The sequence below is a fragment of the Sporosarcina sp. So3-204 genome (genome assembly GCF_058068165.1).
The window spans coordinates 2,677,696-2,694,281 of sequence record NZ_CM176485.1; the positions used below are offsets into that span (position 1 = coordinate 2,677,696).

General features: G+C 35.3%; 13 protein-coding genes. 4 read left to right on the top strand and 9 right to left on the bottom strand.

All coding sequences use genetic code 11. From position 1 onward, the window contains the following. Positions 1 to 35: 35 nt before the first annotated feature. Positions 36 to 1,034 (bottom strand): NAD(P)/FAD-dependent oxidoreductase, encoded by a 999-nt coding sequence (locus AC3RV6_RS13130; RefSeq protein ID WP_489746486.1) that lies wholly within the window; start codon positions 1,032 to 1,034, stop codon positions 36 to 38. Between the two features lie 351 nt (positions 1,035 to 1,385). Between AC3RV6_RS13130 and AC3RV6_RS13135 the strand changes: the two genes are divergently transcribed. Further along, a complete protein-coding gene (locus AC3RV6_RS13135) occupies positions 1,386 to 2,750 on the top strand; it encodes a sigma-54 interaction domain-containing protein (RefSeq protein WP_489746487.1) in 1,365 nt (454 codons plus the stop codon). A gap of 112 nt (positions 2,751 to 2,862) precedes the next feature. On the opposite strand, the gene AC3RV6_RS13140 is transcribed toward AC3RV6_RS13135, so the two are convergent. The 5 genes from AC3RV6_RS13140 to AC3RV6_RS13160 all read right to left on the bottom strand — a co-directional run bounded on the left by AC3RV6_RS13140 (position 2,863) and on the right by AC3RV6_RS13160 (position 8,651). Further along, positions 2,863 to 3,039 carry a hypothetical protein gene (locus AC3RV6_RS13140; RefSeq protein WP_489746488.1) on the bottom strand — a complete coding sequence of 59 codons (177 nt, stop codon included), beginning with the start codon at positions 3,037 to 3,039 and terminating at the stop codon, positions 2,863 to 2,865. A gap of 814 nt (positions 3,040 to 3,853) precedes the next feature. Continuing rightward, entirely contained in the window at positions 3,854 to 4,330 is a 477-nt protein-coding gene (locus AC3RV6_RS13145) for a cupin domain-containing protein (RefSeq protein ID WP_489746489.1), read from the bottom strand. 58 nt (positions 4,331 to 4,388) lie between these two features. Further along, positions 4,389 to 5,294: a DMT family transporter gene (locus tag AC3RV6_RS13150; protein ID WP_489746490.1), complete on the bottom strand. Its 906-nt coding sequence runs from the start codon at positions 5,292 to 5,294 to the stop codon at positions 4,389 to 4,391. Positions 5,295 to 5,467: 173 nt separating this feature from the next. After that, positions 5,468 to 7,222, bottom strand: coding sequence for a methyl-accepting chemotaxis protein (locus AC3RV6_RS13155; protein ID WP_489749254.1), 1,755 nt, complete (start codon positions 7,220 to 7,222; stop codon positions 5,468 to 5,470). Between the two features lie 358 nt (positions 7,223 to 7,580). Further along, a complete protein-coding gene (locus AC3RV6_RS13160) occupies positions 7,581 to 8,651 on the bottom strand; it encodes an alpha/beta fold hydrolase (protein WP_489749255.1) in 1,071 nt (356 codons plus the stop codon). A 293-nt stretch (positions 8,652 to 8,944) separates the two neighbouring features. Between AC3RV6_RS13160 and AC3RV6_RS13165 the strand changes: the two genes are divergently transcribed. The 3 genes from AC3RV6_RS13165 to AC3RV6_RS13175 all read left to right on the top strand — a co-directional run bounded on the left by AC3RV6_RS13165 (position 8,945) and on the right by AC3RV6_RS13175 (position 12,690). Further along, the gene (locus tag AC3RV6_RS13165; RefSeq protein ID WP_489746491.1) at positions 8,945 to 9,889 is read left to right on the top strand and encodes an alpha/beta hydrolase; all 945 of its coding nucleotides are present in this window, start codon (positions 8,945 to 8,947) and stop codon (positions 9,887 to 9,889) included. 17 nt (positions 9,890 to 9,906) lie between these two features. Continuing rightward, positions 9,907 to 11,553 carry a flavin-containing monooxygenase gene (locus tag AC3RV6_RS13170; RefSeq protein ID WP_489746492.1) on the top strand — a complete coding sequence of 549 codons (1,647 nt, stop codon included), beginning with the start codon at positions 9,907 to 9,909 and terminating at the stop codon, positions 11,551 to 11,553. Between the two features lie 369 nt (positions 11,554 to 11,922). After that, positions 11,923 to 12,690, top strand: coding sequence for a 3D domain-containing protein (locus AC3RV6_RS13175; protein WP_489746493.1), 768 nt, complete (start codon positions 11,923 to 11,925; stop codon positions 12,688 to 12,690). A gap of 234 nt (positions 12,691 to 12,924) precedes the next feature. Here AC3RV6_RS13175 and AC3RV6_RS13180 read toward each other — a convergent pair whose 3' ends face one another. From AC3RV6_RS13180 to AC3RV6_RS13190, 3 genes are all read right to left on the bottom strand, one after another. Beyond that, positions 12,925 to 14,229: a putative bifunctional diguanylate cyclase/phosphodiesterase gene (locus tag AC3RV6_RS13180; protein WP_489746494.1), complete on the bottom strand. Its 1,305-nt coding sequence runs from the start codon at positions 14,227 to 14,229 to the stop codon at positions 12,925 to 12,927. A gap of 174 nt (positions 14,230 to 14,403) precedes the next feature. Next, positions 14,404 to 15,447: an IS30 family transposase gene (locus AC3RV6_RS13185; RefSeq protein WP_489749252.1), complete on the bottom strand. Its 1,044-nt coding sequence runs from the start codon at positions 15,445 to 15,447 to the stop codon at positions 14,404 to 14,406. 76 nt (positions 15,448 to 15,523) lie between these two features. Next, entirely contained in the window at positions 15,524 to 16,393 is an 870-nt protein-coding gene (locus AC3RV6_RS13190; protein ID WP_489746495.1) for a PDC sensor domain-containing protein, read from the bottom strand. Between the last annotated feature and the right edge of the window lie 193 nt (positions 16,394 to 16,586).

The following is a 16,586-nucleotide window of genomic DNA, read 5'->3' on the forward strand; positions in this document are numbered from 1 at the left end:
CTCCTTCAAATTTTTATTTTGTTAATGAGCTTGGCCTACTTGTCACCCATAACACTAGTGCTATGAAGCGGTTGTAATTTTGCAGTCGGGTCTACATGCATTTTCGCGTTACTAACCGCGACAGGCGCTTCACCAAATCCACTGGCAATTAATTTCACTTTGCCTTCATACGTACAAATATCACCAGCAGCATAAATGCCTTCAATATTCGTCTCCATTCTGGAATTTACGACAATTGAGTTTTTCTCTATTGCAAGCTCCCAATCTTTTATTGGTCCTAAAGTTGAGACGAAACCAAAATTCACAAGAACATCATCAACTTCAATTTCAATCATTTCATTCGTTTTTGCTTCTTGTATAATAACTTTTTCGATATTTTCCGTTCCCACCAACTCAATTGGAATATGCGGCGTCAAAACTTCAACTTTTGATGCTTTTAATAATTCCACACTATGTTCATGTGCACGGAATTTATCTCGCCTATGAATTAACGATACTTTTTCTGCAATCGGTTCAAGCATTAATGCCCAATCTACTGCTGAATCCCCACCTCCAAATAGAGCAACTTTCTTACCTGCAAATTTATTTAAATCAGTAACAAAATAATGAAGGTTTTTATCTGCAAAACGTTCCTCACCTTCGACATTCATCTTACGGGCTTGAAATGCACCATTACCCGCCGTAATTATGATTGTTTTCGTATAATGCATTTCTTTATTTGTCGTTAATTTAAAAACGCCATCCCCATCTTTTTCAACGGTTTCAACTGATTGCCCAAGACAGATTGATGTTTCAAATTGATTCATTTGTTCCAGTAAATTATTAACTAGCTCCTGGGCTCCTATTTTAGGGAATCCAGCGATATCATAAATATGTTTCTCAGGATACAACGCGGACAACTGTCCACCTAATTGTGGTAGACTTTCAATAACCTTTACTGAGGCTTGCCGCATACCAGCATAAAATGCAGTAAATAATCCAACCGGTCCACCACCAATGACCGTTATGTCGAATATTTCAATTTTCTTATCCATAACTTTTCCTCCTGAACATTATTTGTCCCACTTTTTTTAATACTCTTTTTTAAAACCTTCAATTTCATTTTATTAACGACATTCATTCCCCCTAATTGATTACTCAATAACTAGGTTTCCTGGAAAGCTATTTGATGATAGAATAAATGCTAGTGAGACATGTTCTACTATTTTTATGTCTAATTTATCTAATGCAATTCCCGTGCCAACTTTCTGACATTGAGGATTTAATACATACTCTAAGTGGTTGCATCATTAATTCGTCACATTCGAGTCACAATTAACTCGCTATTTTTAGTGTTTATTCAAAATAAACTCATTTTTTTATTTAAAAGAAAGGAAGGTTGCCAATTGGAAAACGATATAATTAAGTTAGATACTGAAATTACCTTGGAATCGATTTTAAGAATTTTAGATTACTCTTCCGACGAAATTTACGTTATGGATGGTCAGAAACGTATTGTTTATGTAAACCGGAAATGTGAAAAGCATTACGGTCTAAAACAAAATGAAATAGTCGGAAAGTATAATTATGAACTATTCGAAAAAGGATATTGGAAACCTTCCATTGTTCCAGAAGTTTTTTCGAAAAAAGAAATTGTTTATTTGAAACAACAAACATATATTGGAACTGAATTATTGACTACAGCAATCCCCATCTTAAACGATGATCAGGAAATTGAATTTATCGTTATTACAGCCACGGAAATCCAAAGCTTTAAGAGAATAATCGAGAACAAAGAACCACAGGAAAATGACAATTTTCTAGACGAAGCCCATAGCAATATTGTTACAAATAGTCAGAGCGTGAAGGAAATCATTAATTTCTGTAAAAAAGTTGCACCAACTAATTCAACAATATTAATACAAGGTGAATCTGGAACTGGTAAAGGTCTAATCGCATATTATTTACACCAAATTAGCAATAGAAAAGACAAGCCTTTCTTAACAATTAATTGTGCTGCTATTCCTGCAGAGTTAATGGAGTCCGAATTATTCGGATACACTGGAGGGGCTTTTACAGGTGCCAACAAAATTGGTAAAGTTGGATTATTTGAAACAGCTGATGGGGGGACAGTTTTTTTAGATGAGATCGGCGAATTAGCATTACCTCTACAAGCCAAAGTGTTGCAAGTTATTCAAGATAAGCAGTTTATCCCTATCGGAAGTAATGAAAGTAAACATGTGGATATAAGGATTATTTCCGCCACGAATCAAAACCTACTAAAGATGGTTGAAAATAAGAGCTTTCGTGAGGATTTATTTTATCGATTAAACGTAATCGATATTAATATGCCAGCTCTACGGGACCGTCAAGAAGACATCATTCCACTTGCCTACAGTTTTTTAAATAAATTCAACGAAAAATATGAGTCGAATAAATTTTATACTCCAGAGTGCTTAAATGTACTTTCTTTCTATTCATGGCCTGGTAATATTCGACAACTTGAAAATCTAGTAGAACGCTTGGTAATTATTAGTGGTTCCTTCATTCAAGTAAATGATTTACCCCAAGTTATCCTTGAAACGATAGAAGATGCACCACAATTTATTCACCAAAACTCTTTAGACAACGCATTGGAAGAACTTACACGAACATTAGTTAGAGGTTCTTACGAAAAAAATAAAGCTACTCGTGCAGTAGCTAAGGATCTTGACATTAGTCAATCAAAGGCATCGAGACTTATTCGCGAATATTGTCAAGATTTAACATAGTAAATTATTGTTCGTTAAACTCTTTTTAAGTAATAAGTTTCAAAACTAAAAAGCGTATTCCACTACACTTATCTTTTGTAGGTGAAGACGCTTTTTTTAGTGCTGTTATATTTTATATCGAAAGATCATGGCTGATAAAAAATTTACGTAAAATATCTTTAGGACCAAAATCCACATACTTATCCTCACTAACTCCCTTACCGGTTGTTAGTTGATTGGAATACATCCAATCAATTACATCACGTTCATCTCTAACTTTACTTTGCATAGCATATAAGGCTTTTGCCATCCCATTTGTGAGATTGGCAGGTTTTTTATTTTCGAATTTTTATGTCCTGGTAGGATTATCCCTCGCTTTTCAAATAATCATATTGAACAGCAGATTGGCTTTTAAATGCCACACTTTATGTCAACTTACTGTTTAAATAGCGTGTCAAAACAACTAAAAATTGTGATTTAGTTAACTAATTGACAGGTTTATATGTATTATTAGGATATCCTTTCACTAGTCCTTGCTGAACTGCCCACTGGTTAGATTTAAAACCCAAAAAATCTGCAGTTACGTCTACAAAAGACGTTTCTTTTGCAAATGCAATCCTATCAATTAAAGGCAACAAACAAATGATTTAAAGAATAAAAACTATTCTTAGAAACTTAATCATACAATCCCTCCTTGAAAGTAATAAAGATCATTAAATGGGTCTTTCTATTAAAATACGCACAAACAAAACTAATCCATAAGTTAATATAATAACAAACTTTAGAACTCATTCCCTTAAGTATTTATTGTTTAATAACTATAGGCCTTAATACCTTTCTCGATAGTTTTTTTAATAAAATAAAAAAAGTACCAAATGATACTTCCAATCCATTGGTACTTCTATAGATTTTAAATATCTCTATTAATATGATAAAACGTATTACTTCAATCAATATACTTCCGAAGGTATATTTAACTGTAAAAATAATTGATAACTTATTACAAGACTCACTATAAGTGTTCAATAGTTTCAAGATAAGTATTTAAGTTAAAAATATGACAAAAATACCAAGAGATAATAAAATCCTCTTGGTATTAATATCTTCTATAACAAACACATAAGTTAAGTTAATTTCTTAATAATTTCATGGTGTTCCGGATACTGTGTCAACAAATCATCCTGTTCAAATAATTCAAAGTCCGCAAAATCAAAGCCTGGTGATACCATACAACCAACCAATGAAAATGTATTCTCTTCTTTTACTGACGACCCAAAAATCGTATGCTTTGGTACAATAAATTGTGGCACTTCACCGTTATTGATATCTAGCCCTAATGCTACTTCTTCATATTTTCCATCTGGTGTAATCATATGTACGGTTAAAGAACTACCGCCGTGGAAATACCATATTTCATCTGATTGAAGACGGTGAAAATGCGACACATCTTCTGAACGTAGTAAAAAGTAAATACTTGTATAAAGTGGTCGCTCTCCTTGTGCGCACTCAGTTGTAAGATCTGAATGATATGTTGACTTGTAGAATCCCCCTTCAGGATGCTGTTCTAATTCTAGATGACTAATCAATTCTTGCGCTTTCATATGGCTCACTCCTTTTATTATTACGTTTTGATATTATAACACCCAAATCTACAGCACACTAGTCGAAGTCTTTATCATGATCAATAACACTTGTAATTCTTTTGCTATAGTTCACAAAACAAATACTTACAACAACTAACAATAGCCCTACGATAAGCTTGTAAGTAAGAGGCTCACCCAAAAAAACAGTACTTAAAAATACCGAAATGATCGGAACGAAGAAGGTAAAAGCACCGACCTTACCAGCCTCTCCAGCGTTAACCAGTCTATAATAAATGACATATGCAACTGGAATACCCAATGTTGCGCCAAAGCCTAGTCCAAATAAATACATACTATGCCATTCAATTGCCGCCCAACTTTCTGTAATTGAGCCCATAATAAGCAGCACAATACCACCAATTGTAAACTGCATTGCAACCATCCAATATGCATCTACATCATGACTAACTTTCTTGACGTATATTACGCCTAAAGCCCAGAAAAATGCAGTTAATAATCCTAAAACCACTCCTACTATTGATATATGGGTAGTTAAACCGTCTAAACTAACGACTATAATTCCAATAAATCCAGTTATAAGACCGACTACTTTTATAAAGTTCATGTTTTCGTCTAACCAAATCCAGGCAAATAATCCTAAAAGAACTGGCTGGAAATAGACTAAAACCGAAAAAAGACCACCTGGTAAATGATTTAATCCAACAGTATGCAAACCGAAAAAGAGAATTGTATTTAACAATGCTGAAATACAGTATTTCTGCCAATTCTTCCGCCATTTTAATTTGCAACGCATTTTAAAAATGATAAGTGTAACCAAGACTCCTCCCAACAAGGCACGCATACCTGAAAATAAAAGTGGAGGTGCATAGACTACAGATAACTTATAGATTGGCCAGCTAATACCCCAGATTAGTACTAGGAACATTAAAGCTATCGTAGATTTTGTAAATACCCTATTCAACACCTCATCCTCCTTTCATTCAAATTACACATATTCTTTATCAGTCTATTCTTCAAACCCGTCAAATGCCTTCATCTACTAGAACATTTCAAAACAAAAAAGAAGTGAAGCAAAATATGCTCCACTCCTCTAATTCTAATTATATTTTCAAATTCTATCATTAAAAGTAATGTTTAAAGTTTAAACTTCTTCACTTGTTCATTTAAGTTTTCAGCCAGTTCTACAAGTTTTTCTGAACTATGTGTTATTTCAATCATTGAACTACTAGATTGCTGTGCCGAAGCGGCTACTTCTTCTACACCTGCAGCGGATTCTTCAGCGACAGAAGCAATCTCTTCAAATGACTTAATCATCTCATCACTGTTTTCAGTAAGATTTTGTAAATTCAATGATATATTTTGTACTTTATCTACCATCTTAGTAACTGATTGATTAATACTTTCAAATGTTTGTCCAGTCACGCGAATCTGGTTTGTTCCTTCTTCAACTTCTTCAAAGCTTGACTGAAGTGCAGTTACTGCCTGGTCAGAACCTTTTAATATGCGGTCAACAATTGTCGTGATTTCTCCTATAGAACTTGAAACTTGCTCCGCTAACTTACGGACCTCAGCTGCTACAACCGCAAACCCTTTTCCATGTTCCCCTGCTCTTGCAGCCTCAATTGCAGCATTTAAAGATAACAGATTTGTTTGCTCTGCAATGCCTTGAATAACTTTTACGAGCTGAGGAATATCTCTTGTATCTTCATTTAACACTTTCACACTTTCAACTGCGAGACTTACTTTTTGATGAATATTCTCCATTTGAATAACTGAATTATCCATTAAGGACTTTCCTTCATCCGTCATGGATAATACTTCATTCGATGAGCTAGAAATTTCATCACCATTTCGATTCGCTTCAATTATCTTCGAATTAAAGTTACTCATCATTCCAGTTAAAGCTGTCGCATTATAAGCTTGTGATTCAGATCCGGATGCCATCTCTTGCATCGTTAACGCAATTTGTTCACCGCCCTCATTAACTTCCCATGCAGTCTGCTTAAAAATACTGCTTTGGCTTGTTAGTGTGTTAGATGCAGTAGAAACGTTTTCTATTATATTCTTCAGAGCATCTTGCATTTTATTCATAGCATTTGCAAGTTGTCCAACTTCGTCTTTTGTATTTAAATGAATCGAGCTTTGTGTTAAGTCCCCATTTGCTAAATAATCCATATGTTTTGTAACTAAATTAATTGGTTTAGAAATATAATTTGCAAAAAACCAGATAACGATTGTTCCGATGAGTAAAGCAATTCCAGTTACAATCAAAACTAAATTCAAAATTTGTTGAGCTGGTTTATTAAAATCCATCATATAAGTTCCAGCAGCAACATTCCATCCCCAATGCGGATCTCTGTTTGAATAAGCCACTTTGGAGCCGATTTTACTATCATCCATTGGTAATGTCCACGCAAAATGAGTTAAACCTCCACCATTTTGCGCTGTTTTGATGATTGCTTGTGTAGAAAGAAAACCATTCGGATCTAATGATTCCCAATTATTTTTCCCTTCTGCACTAGGATGTAAAAGTAAAGTGCCAGTATCATCTAGCACAAATATGTATCCATTTTCACCTAAATCAATATTCGGATTTAATGAACGAACACCATCTTTATCTTTTTTATCTAACAGGATAACCTTCATTTTTTCTTGGGCATCCTCTAAAGAAAGATTCCCTTTTTCTACTTCTTCGTTTAAAACATTAATAAATTCTAACGTCATTTCTACTCCGCTTTTCAGATTCGTTGCGCCAAGTTCATCAAGACTGGCTGCACTTTTCTTATAAGCAAGCGTTCCTGTAATAATTAATGGAATTGATAAAAGTAAAAATGAGATAGCGATTAACTTCATCTTGATTGATGATTTAAAAGTAAATAATGATTTCATCTTCAACAAACACACCTTCTTCTATTATTCTAACAGATAATAAAACATTCTAAACTATCGAACTATAATCATAACTTAAAAACTAATCTATTGCTACTAATATTTGTGATTAATCATCAAATAAGAGGTAATAATATTCAATTAAAACAACAATTTCAGTAGTCATAAAGTCCCTACTTGAAACAAATATAAAAAAATAATACCTGACCTAGATATTTTGATACACAGCCTTTGGAATAGTATGGAATGCAATCAATATCTTCTCTTAAAATTTGTTTGATTTTTTATCAAATTAAAAAACGTCAACCTTAAAAATGAGGTTGACGTAACACTATTTAAATAATTACTTATTACGCGATTACTCTCCAACAGTCTCCAATACAGGAATCGCAAGCAGCTCATTCAAATACATATCAATTTGCTTATAATAATCGTCACCCTCGGCACCAAATAATCCGAAGTGTCCGCAAATACTATTAATCACTTTAAGTTCACTATTAGGAATTAGCTTTTGTTCTGCCTCACAATCTCTAACCGGGAAAAACATGTCTTCATCTATTGGCATAACAAAAACTTTTGCTTTGATTCTACCTAGCGCTTCTTCAAGATTGCCCTTTGTATTTCCACTAACATCGCCTCGTTGCCATTTCCAACCCATCGTTAGAAGTGCATTGGGATCCATACTTTGGAATAAAGGTTGGAGAAAGCCAGTCGTGAATTCTTCAACGGAACTTACCCCAAATAGACGCCATTTTTCTTGTTGATAAAACTCTGTACTTAATCCTAAAACTGCCCAAATATTTGCATGTCTTTTTAATCCGTCAGCCACATCAGTATGGGAACGGTAATGTCCATCATTCCAACCTGGATCTGAAGTAATAGCTTCCATTAAGGTTTCTGTAAAATAGAAATCATGGGCTGTATTTTTGGCTGTTCCTGCTATTGGTGCCGCCCTCTTAACCATATCTGGATATCTAACTGCCCATTCATATGTTTGCTGAGCACCCATAGATCCACCCACAACGAGTGCAATTTCTTCCACTTCAAATAATTCGGTAATCAGTTGATGCTGTGCACGCACATCATCACTAATTCTCACATTAGGGAAATTTCGCATCGCGATTGGTGCAGGACTATTATGCGGTGAACTTGAAAGACCATTACCGATTTGATTCACAGCAATGATGAAATATTCATTTGGATTTAGTGCTCTATCTTCACCAATATAAGGTTCATAGTTTTTACTTGTCCCAGAAAACCATGTCGGAATTACTATGACATTATTCTTTGAACTGTTTAATTCTCCAAAGGTACTGTAGGCTAATTTGCAATCAGGAATTATTTCGCCACTTTCTAATTCAAAGTCTCCTAGTTCGTAAATTTGGTAAGGCCCATGATTTTCCTGTGAATAAAAATCATTCTTAAGCATCAATAATTTCCACCCTTCCATTTTAGAATACTGTAACAAACTATTTAAACACCTAAACTTCCTACCTATTCAGAATAAACTAATAGTTCACTGAGGTCAATCACTACTCTTGTCGAATCTTCTAGAAAGTTTATTTACTGTAAATTACTAAGTTGAAGTTAGTTAAGTAAATGTTTTTTATGTTTAACTCAATAGATTTGTTTTGCATATTAACTAAGGTTCACTACATATAGTAAAACGAATAGCAATATGTAACACTTCAAAATTTTGGATTAAAATTGGAGGGGTCGTTATTGACTAATTTGGACAAACAATCAGAAGTATATTTAGATATGTTTAAAAATCTGCCTGAAATTCACTCGCTGAATCCTCACTCTGTTCGAGAAATATTTGCACAAGTCGATTCGGAAGATATCGCTTTAGAACTTATCAAAAAAGTTGAGGATTGGACAATTTCAGTTAATAAAGATGATGAAATTAAGATTAGAGTATACACACCTGAAGGACAAGGCCCCTTCCCAATATTCGTTTATTATCACGGAGGTGGATGGGTACTTGGTGACTTAGAAACAGCAGATGCAACGTGTCGCATGTTAGCAAATCAAACTAATCACCTGGTCGTATCTGTTGATTACAGGCTTTCACCTGAACACAAGTTTCCCGTACCTGTAGAAGATTCGTATGCCGCACTTCAATGGATAAGTAAAAATGCATTAAAAATTAATGGAACCCCATCAAAACTTGTCGTTGGTGGTGATAGTGCTGGCGGAAATTTAGCTGCGGTTATGACACTTTTAGCCAGGAATAATAATGGACCAGATATAGCGGCCCAAGTATTAATTTGCCCTGTAACGAATTTAACCTTTGATACAATGTCTTATGAAAAGTACGAAAAAGGCTATGGATTAGATAAAGTCCTTATGAAATGGTTCCGAAATCATTATTTAAACGAGGAAGAAGATCAGATGAATGTCTACGTATCACCTTTAATGGCACACTATTTAAGTGATTTACCACCCGCGCTTGTCATTACTGCCGAGCATGATGTGCTTCGTGATGAAGGGTTCGCCTATGCAGAACGGCTCAAGAATAATGATGTCTACGTTGAATATAAATGCGAGCCCGGCTTAGTTCATGGTTATTTTACCAATATGGCTATTTTCTCTGATCGTATTAAAAGTTCTATAAGTCAAATCGAAAGTTTTCTCGAAAAGATAAATCATAATATTTACAATTAAAAAGGAGATAAAATGATATGACATCTATGAAACCAATAAATGAATTAATTTTACTTGATGCTGTGGTTGTCGGCGCAGGTTTTTCTGGTCTATATATGCTTCATCGTTTACGTAAGGCTGGTTTTTCCACAAGTGTTTATGAAGCCGCTGATGGTGTAGGTGGCACTTGGTATTGGAATCGCTACCCTGGCGCTCGTTGTGATTCAGAAAGTATCTATTATAATTATACTTTCTCTGAAGATCTGTTTAAAGAATGGACATGGTCTTCTAAATACCCTGAGCAACCCGAAATATTAAAATACCTCAACTTTGTGGCGGATAAATTTGACCTCCGTCGGGATATACAGTTTAAGACACGTGTCATATCTGCCCGATTCGATGAAGAAAATAGCAGATGGCTAATTCAATTAGATGATGATTCACTAATATCAGCGAAATACTTCATTACAGGTGTTGGTTGTCTTTCTGCAGCTAATATTCCAGAGTTTTTAGGCTTGGATAACTTTCAAGGAGATTGGTTTCATACAGGGCACTGGCCACATGACAAGGTTGATTTTAAAGGAAAACGTGTAGGTGTTATCGGAACTGGCTCAAGTGGGGTCCAGTCAATACCCGTTATTGCAAAAGAAGCTGGACATCTAACTATTTTTCAACGTACGCCACAATATAGTGTTCCAGCAAATAACCATTCATATGACCCAGAGTTCATTAAAAACACGAAGGAAAAGTATAGTGAAATAAAACAAAAAGTACGCGAATCTATGCGAGGTGTTTCAGAAGAACCCCGCGATATATCCGCATTGGATGACACGCCAGAAGAGCGCCAAAAAATCTTTGAAGAAGCATGGGAACATGGGGGGATTTGGGCGCTCGGCGTGACTTACAATGATTTGTCTACTAATGCAGAGGCAAATGAAACAGTTACTCAATTTATCCGTTCTAAAATTCGTGAGATTATTGAGGATCCTGAAGTCGCACAGAAACTTATGGGGAACTACTATTTTGGTACAAAGCGCCCTATCTCAGACTCTAATTATTATGAAACATTTAACCGGAATAATGTATCTCTAGTCGACTTGAAAAATACGCCTATTAAAGAAATTACAATGAATGGTTTACGAACTTCTGAAGAAGAGCACCAGTTGGATATACTCGTATTTGCTACTGGATATGATGGTGTAACGGGTCCACTTCTTAAAATGGATATTCGCGGAAAAAACGGCGTGACATTAAAAGATAAATGGGACGATGGTGCACAAACTAAGACTTATCTTGGAATTGCAACAGCAGGATTCCCGAACATGTTTATGCTTACTGGTCCTGAAAGTCCATCTGTTCTAAGCAATATGCCTGTTTCAATTGAACAACATGTTGAATGGACAGCCGACTGTATTGCATATCTTCGCGAACAACATATGGATACGATTGAAGCTTCTGTCGAGGCTGAGAATGCCTGGAGCGAGCATTGTAGTGAAATTGCTGAAGCCACACTCTTCACGAAGACCGAATCATGGTACACAGGCGCAAATATTGAGGATAAGCCTCGTGGTTTCCCATTGTACCTAGGAGGTGTCGGCCCATATCGTGAAAAATGTACAGAAGTAGCAAGTAATGGATATGTTGGATTCACTTTGAAATCTGCAATAAAAACTGCTAAACATTAAAGCTTGTTAGTTATTTAAATGTCTAAAAAAGATAGTAATTAAACAGCCGCTCAATTAATCTGGGTTGGCTGTTTTTTGTCATTTTATCAAGATTGAATTAAATATATTGAAGTAAAGTTTCCATGCAATTAGACATTATCATTTACTTAATAGAATTTCTCAAGAATAACTTCAACTAAAATCATGCTATTTAATTGTTAAACTTTCTACTCCTATGTATGTAATCTACCTGAAATGGATACTACTAATTCCGATGATGCCATTTACCCTGGCCGGGGTTTATTTGTTCAGTAAGTCATCTGAATAATTACAATTACAAGGCTTCATCTGGTCAACCACTATTTTCATAATAAAGGAGGAGTTCATAATATGAAAAAACAGATTGCGATATTATTAGCTATTACCATAATAAGTATCGGTCTATTCAATGGACAAGCTTCAGCATCATCTGTTCATACGGTGAAAGCCGGAGACACATTATGGAGTATTTCACATAATAATAATGTAAGTGTTGAAGACTTACAAGCTTTGAATAAATTAGACTCGACATTGATTTTTCCTTCACAACAACTAGTAATTAAATCGGACGATGAAACTTACGTAGTCGAAAAAGGAGATACCCTAGTAGAAATCGCTGAAACTTTTAGCATTCCTGTGAAGGATTTGATGAAAGAAAATACAATATCAAGTAATTTAATACATCCTGGGGACGAATTATCTATAGGGTCGATAAGTAAAACAACGCAAACCAGCACTGCATCATATGAACCCGATCCACCTACTGTGAAATCACCACCCGTCACAAAGTCACCGCCTGTTGTGAATTCAGCACCACCTAGTACATCATCAAAAGAAATGACTATGACTGCGACCGCTTATACAGCATATTGCACGGGTTGTTCTGGAACAACTTACACCGGCATCGACTTAAGATCAAATCCAAATCAAAAAGTCATTGCAGTAGATCCCAATGTAATCCCACTTGGCTCACGTGTATGGGTTGAAGGCTATGGTGAAGCAATCGCTGGAGATATCGGCGGAGCTATTAAAGGTAATATTATTGACGTCTTTATGGAGCATCGACAAGACGCACTTAACTGGGGACGTAAAACAGTGACCATCAAAATTTTAGAATAACTTAGTCTTCACGAAAGAGGACTTTTGTTGTCATATATGCAGGAACTTTAAGTAACTTATTTCTTTGATGAAGCGCATTATAATAGAAGGTTTATTTATGAAAGTTCTCTACAATAAGTGGTAAAACACATTTTAATTGCTAAATACCATATCAATAAGAGTAATTCATTAGCGTAACTATAAATATATAAAAATAAGTCCAGACACTTGTTTACAGAAGTGTCTGGACTTATTTTATACTTTTGTCATTAAATCCAATAGCTTTTCCTTTTTCAAAAATTCAACTGCGATTTCAGGTAACACCGGTTTACTAAAATAGTATCCTTGAATACGGTGAGCCCCCATCTTTTTTAATAATAACACCTGCTCCAGTGTTTCTGCGCCTTCCATAATTGTCGTTAATTTTAAACCCCTTGCAATTTCAAGGACACCATTTAAAATTGATTCGGACTCTCCTTGATCGCTCAATACCTCCATTATAAATGCACGATCGACTTTCATATATTGAAAAGGTAACAATTTTAATATAGACAAAGAAGAATAGCCAGTACCAAAATCATCTATTGCCGTTTTAACCCCCATTGAATTAAGGGTTGCTAATATTTTTGTAGCCGCTTCAATATTTTGAGCAACAATTGATTCAGTTACTTCAAAAACGAGTTTCTTCGGATTTACACCAGTACCTTTTAATATATCTTTAACATCTTCTAAGAAACCATCATGTTGAAGTTGTTTAATTGAAATATTTAAAGTAACTGTAAAGTCCTTATAACCCTCATGCTCCCAACGAATTACTTGTAAAGCAACTTCTTGAATAAGCCAACTACCTACTTCAACAATTGAATCATTCTCTTCTAACAAGGGAATTAAATCTACAGGGCCAACTTCCCCTAATACAGGAGATTTCCATCGTAGTAACGTTTCAAAACTAACGATTCGATCCATCGCAATACTATAAATTGGTTGAAACACTAAATAAAATTCACCATTTTCAAGCGCCTGATCCAAATTGTTCGCAACAAGTCGATTTTGTTCGCTTTCCTTTGCTAGTTTCTCCGTAAAATAGACAAATTGATTGCCGCCATATTTACTTGCTTTATGGCATGCAAACATCGCATCTTGCATCATAAGATTTAAATCGTCCTCATCAACTGATGCCCGAATACCAACACTTGTCGTCATCCAAATTTGCCCTTCTTGTTCCACTCGAATTGGTTGCTCTAACACTTTTACAATATTAGCTGCATAATCAAACCGCTCTGGAATTGCGTCCGCATTAGTTGTCACAACAAATTCTTCATTCCCTACTCTATGTAAATTCAGTTTACCTGGAAGCTGTTTTAATTTCTTACCGATAGCAAATAAAATTTCATCACCGATAAGATAACCAACTCGTTCATTTATCTCAGAAAACCTATCCAATTTAATAAAATATAAAGTAACTACTTTACTTGGTTCTTGTTGTAAATTGTTTGCAAAGTTTTCCTCTAAAGCTAAACGATTGTCTAGCCCCGTCAACAAATCACGCCGCGACTGCATTTTCTCGCGTCGATCCATTTGAAAGAGGTATATACAAATTATTATAGTTACAATTAAAGCCTAAATTGCAATATTAAGTTAGCCACTCAAATATAGTTCCGTGTATTTATGAAGGTGTAGGTTTTTCTTCTAGCTTAGAAGACTAGTCTTGATCTCGATTGCGTTTATACAATATTAAGCTAGTTTAGCTAATTCTTGTTCGAAAAGGACTGCTGGTTGTTGGTAGTCGAGAATTTTTCTTGGTAAATTGTTGAGCGTCTGATAAATGCGTTTGATCGCTTGCCTTGAGTAATCTGATATCGCTTTACCTTTCGGTATGTAGCGTCTAAGAAGACCGTTGTGGCGCTCGTTGGAACCTCTTTCGTAAGAGGCATAAGGCCGAGCGAAATAGACATCCGTGATATCTTTTAAACCTAACGACAGGTTGGAAAATTCACTGCCGTTATCAGAAGTAATTGTCTTGAATACTTGTGGGAAAAGGTCACCGAAATCCTGTTGTAATTGAGTCATCGCGTAGTCAACTGAGTCATGGTCTTGATCATCAATTTTGATGGCGTGATAGTTTCTTGTTTTACGTTCAATGAGTGTCAGTAATGCGTTATCATCGGACTTTTGTCCTTCAACCGTATCAATTTCCCAGTGTCCGAATTCTTCTCTACTTTCGATTTCGACAGGACGTTCGGCAATACTTGTACCCAAAATCCGACGATGTTTTCGGACGCGCTTGGTCTTTGTGTTACGCCTAGTTTTCATTGGCAAATCAATATTTCGAACGGTTAATAAACCTAGGTCAATGTAGTTATAAAGGGTTTTAGTGGACACCATTGGCTTGCCTTTCCAGTCGTTTTGTTTGTCCGCAAATCCAACAACCGCATCTGGAGACCAACCATGGTTGGTGATTCTGTCGCAAGCAAAATCAATAAAATCGACAGCGGTAAGCAGCTTACTTTTAGCACCACAATTGATTCTGTTCTGTTCGTATACAGCTTGTCCTGTTTCAGGGAAGTAAGCCGTGTATGGCGTACGTCCAGTCTTAAGTTGAGTCGTTGTTCCACGCTTCAGCTCATTGGCAATCGTTTGGTGAACGCGCCCTAAGCGTCTAGCGATGTCACGATTGGAGTGCTTCGCCTGGTGTAAAGCAGCAATTTGACCACGCTCAAAAGCGGATAGGTGTTTGTTTTTACGGTTTTGTATGGTATTCTCGGTGTGTGCCATTATAAAACTTCCTCTCATTGTTAGTCTCGCAACTTCAATGATACACGAAATTTTATAATGGCCATTTTTTTGTCTAAATTTAGGTGGCTAACTTGATTGTACAATTAGCCGTTACAATTAAAGCACTTAAAACCAAAATAATACTATTCCAAAACGTAGTAGTAATTTCTTCGGTATCTGGGTTTGAACTTGAATCTACGACGACAACCCAGTCATTCCAAGTATGTCCATATTTAATAAAATGCTTTTCATCATCTTTATTGGCTAAACTACCATTATCATTTTCATCAATTACATTTAAAAGATTATAACTGTTAGGTATAATCTCTTCAAACTTCTTTTCCATATTCGATACAAAAATTACTTCTCTATCCCTCAATAAATAAATAACTCCAGGAAGATTCGATTGTTCAGCTAAATTACCAATGATATTACCCAAATTGATGACGCCTGATAACACACCAATAATTGTGCCGTCATTATTAACTACTGGTACAGAAATCGATGTTACTTTTTGAGTAGAATCTTGATTGAGTGTAAAAACATCACTAAACATTATTTCACCCGTAATCGCCCGTTCAAAGGATTCTTTTTGCTTCACTGGAAACCTCGTACCATCCGCTGCCCTAACTTCACCTTCTGGAGTGATAAACCCAAGGCCTGTAAAATAAGGCATTGCCTCATTTTGTCCTCTTAAAAATGAAACGACATTCTCTTCATTCTCCATAATATAAGGAAGATGTTCAGCCATTAATTGGATTTCAGCGATTCGCTCCAGCGAAAAACGATTGACTTCTATTATAAAACTATTTAATAATTCATCTGTTTCCCTTTCAATCGAATCCAATACAAACTTTTTCGTGTCATTATAATTTTTAATTGCAAAATAAGTAGTTCCTAGTACAACCAAAAATAACAATATATAGATAAGAAATTGACGCTTTTTCACATTCCACACCCGTTCAAAGTTTTCTAGTACAACTTCCAATTGTATCCATACATAACTCTATCTTATACTCAGATTTTTTAATTTACAAGGACTTTTGCAACGTACTCTAATCTAAGTGCTAGTCATTATAATCCAAATATAAACTACTTTTGAACCAAAAAAAAAAATCCCCATTCCTATTTAATTAGGAATG

What these genes read in the sequence shown, in the direction of transcription:
- AC3RV6_RS13175 (WP_489746493.1), top strand. Translation starts at nt 11,923, where the DNA reads ATGAAAAAACAGATTGCGATATTATTAGCTATTACCATAATAAGTATC.
- AC3RV6_RS13160 (WP_489749255.1), bottom strand. Translation starts at nt 8,651, where the DNA reads ATGCTTAAGAATGATTTTTATTCACAGGAAAATCATGGGCCTTACCAA.
- AC3RV6_RS13130 (WP_489746486.1), bottom strand. Translation starts at nt 1,034, where the DNA reads ATGGATAAGAAAATTGAAATATTCGACATAACGGTCATTGGTGGTGGA.
- AC3RV6_RS13140 (WP_489746488.1), bottom strand. Translation starts at nt 3,039, where the DNA reads ATGGCAAAAGCCTTATATGCTATGCAAAGTAAAGTTAGAGATGAACGT.
- AC3RV6_RS13145 (WP_489746489.1), bottom strand. Translation starts at nt 4,330, where the DNA reads ATGAAAGCGCAAGAATTGATTAGTCATCTAGAATTAGAACAGCATCCT.
- AC3RV6_RS13155 (WP_489749254.1), bottom strand. Translation starts at nt 7,222, where the DNA reads ATGAAATCATTATTTACTTTTAAATCATCAATCAAGATGAAGTTAATC.
- AC3RV6_RS13170 (WP_489746492.1), top strand. Translation starts at nt 9,907, where the DNA reads ATGACATCTATGAAACCAATAAATGAATTAATTTTACTTGATGCTGTG.
- AC3RV6_RS13180 (WP_489746494.1), bottom strand. Translation starts at nt 14,229, where the DNA reads ATGCAGTCGCGGCGTGATTTGTTGACGGGGCTAGACAATCGTTTAGCT.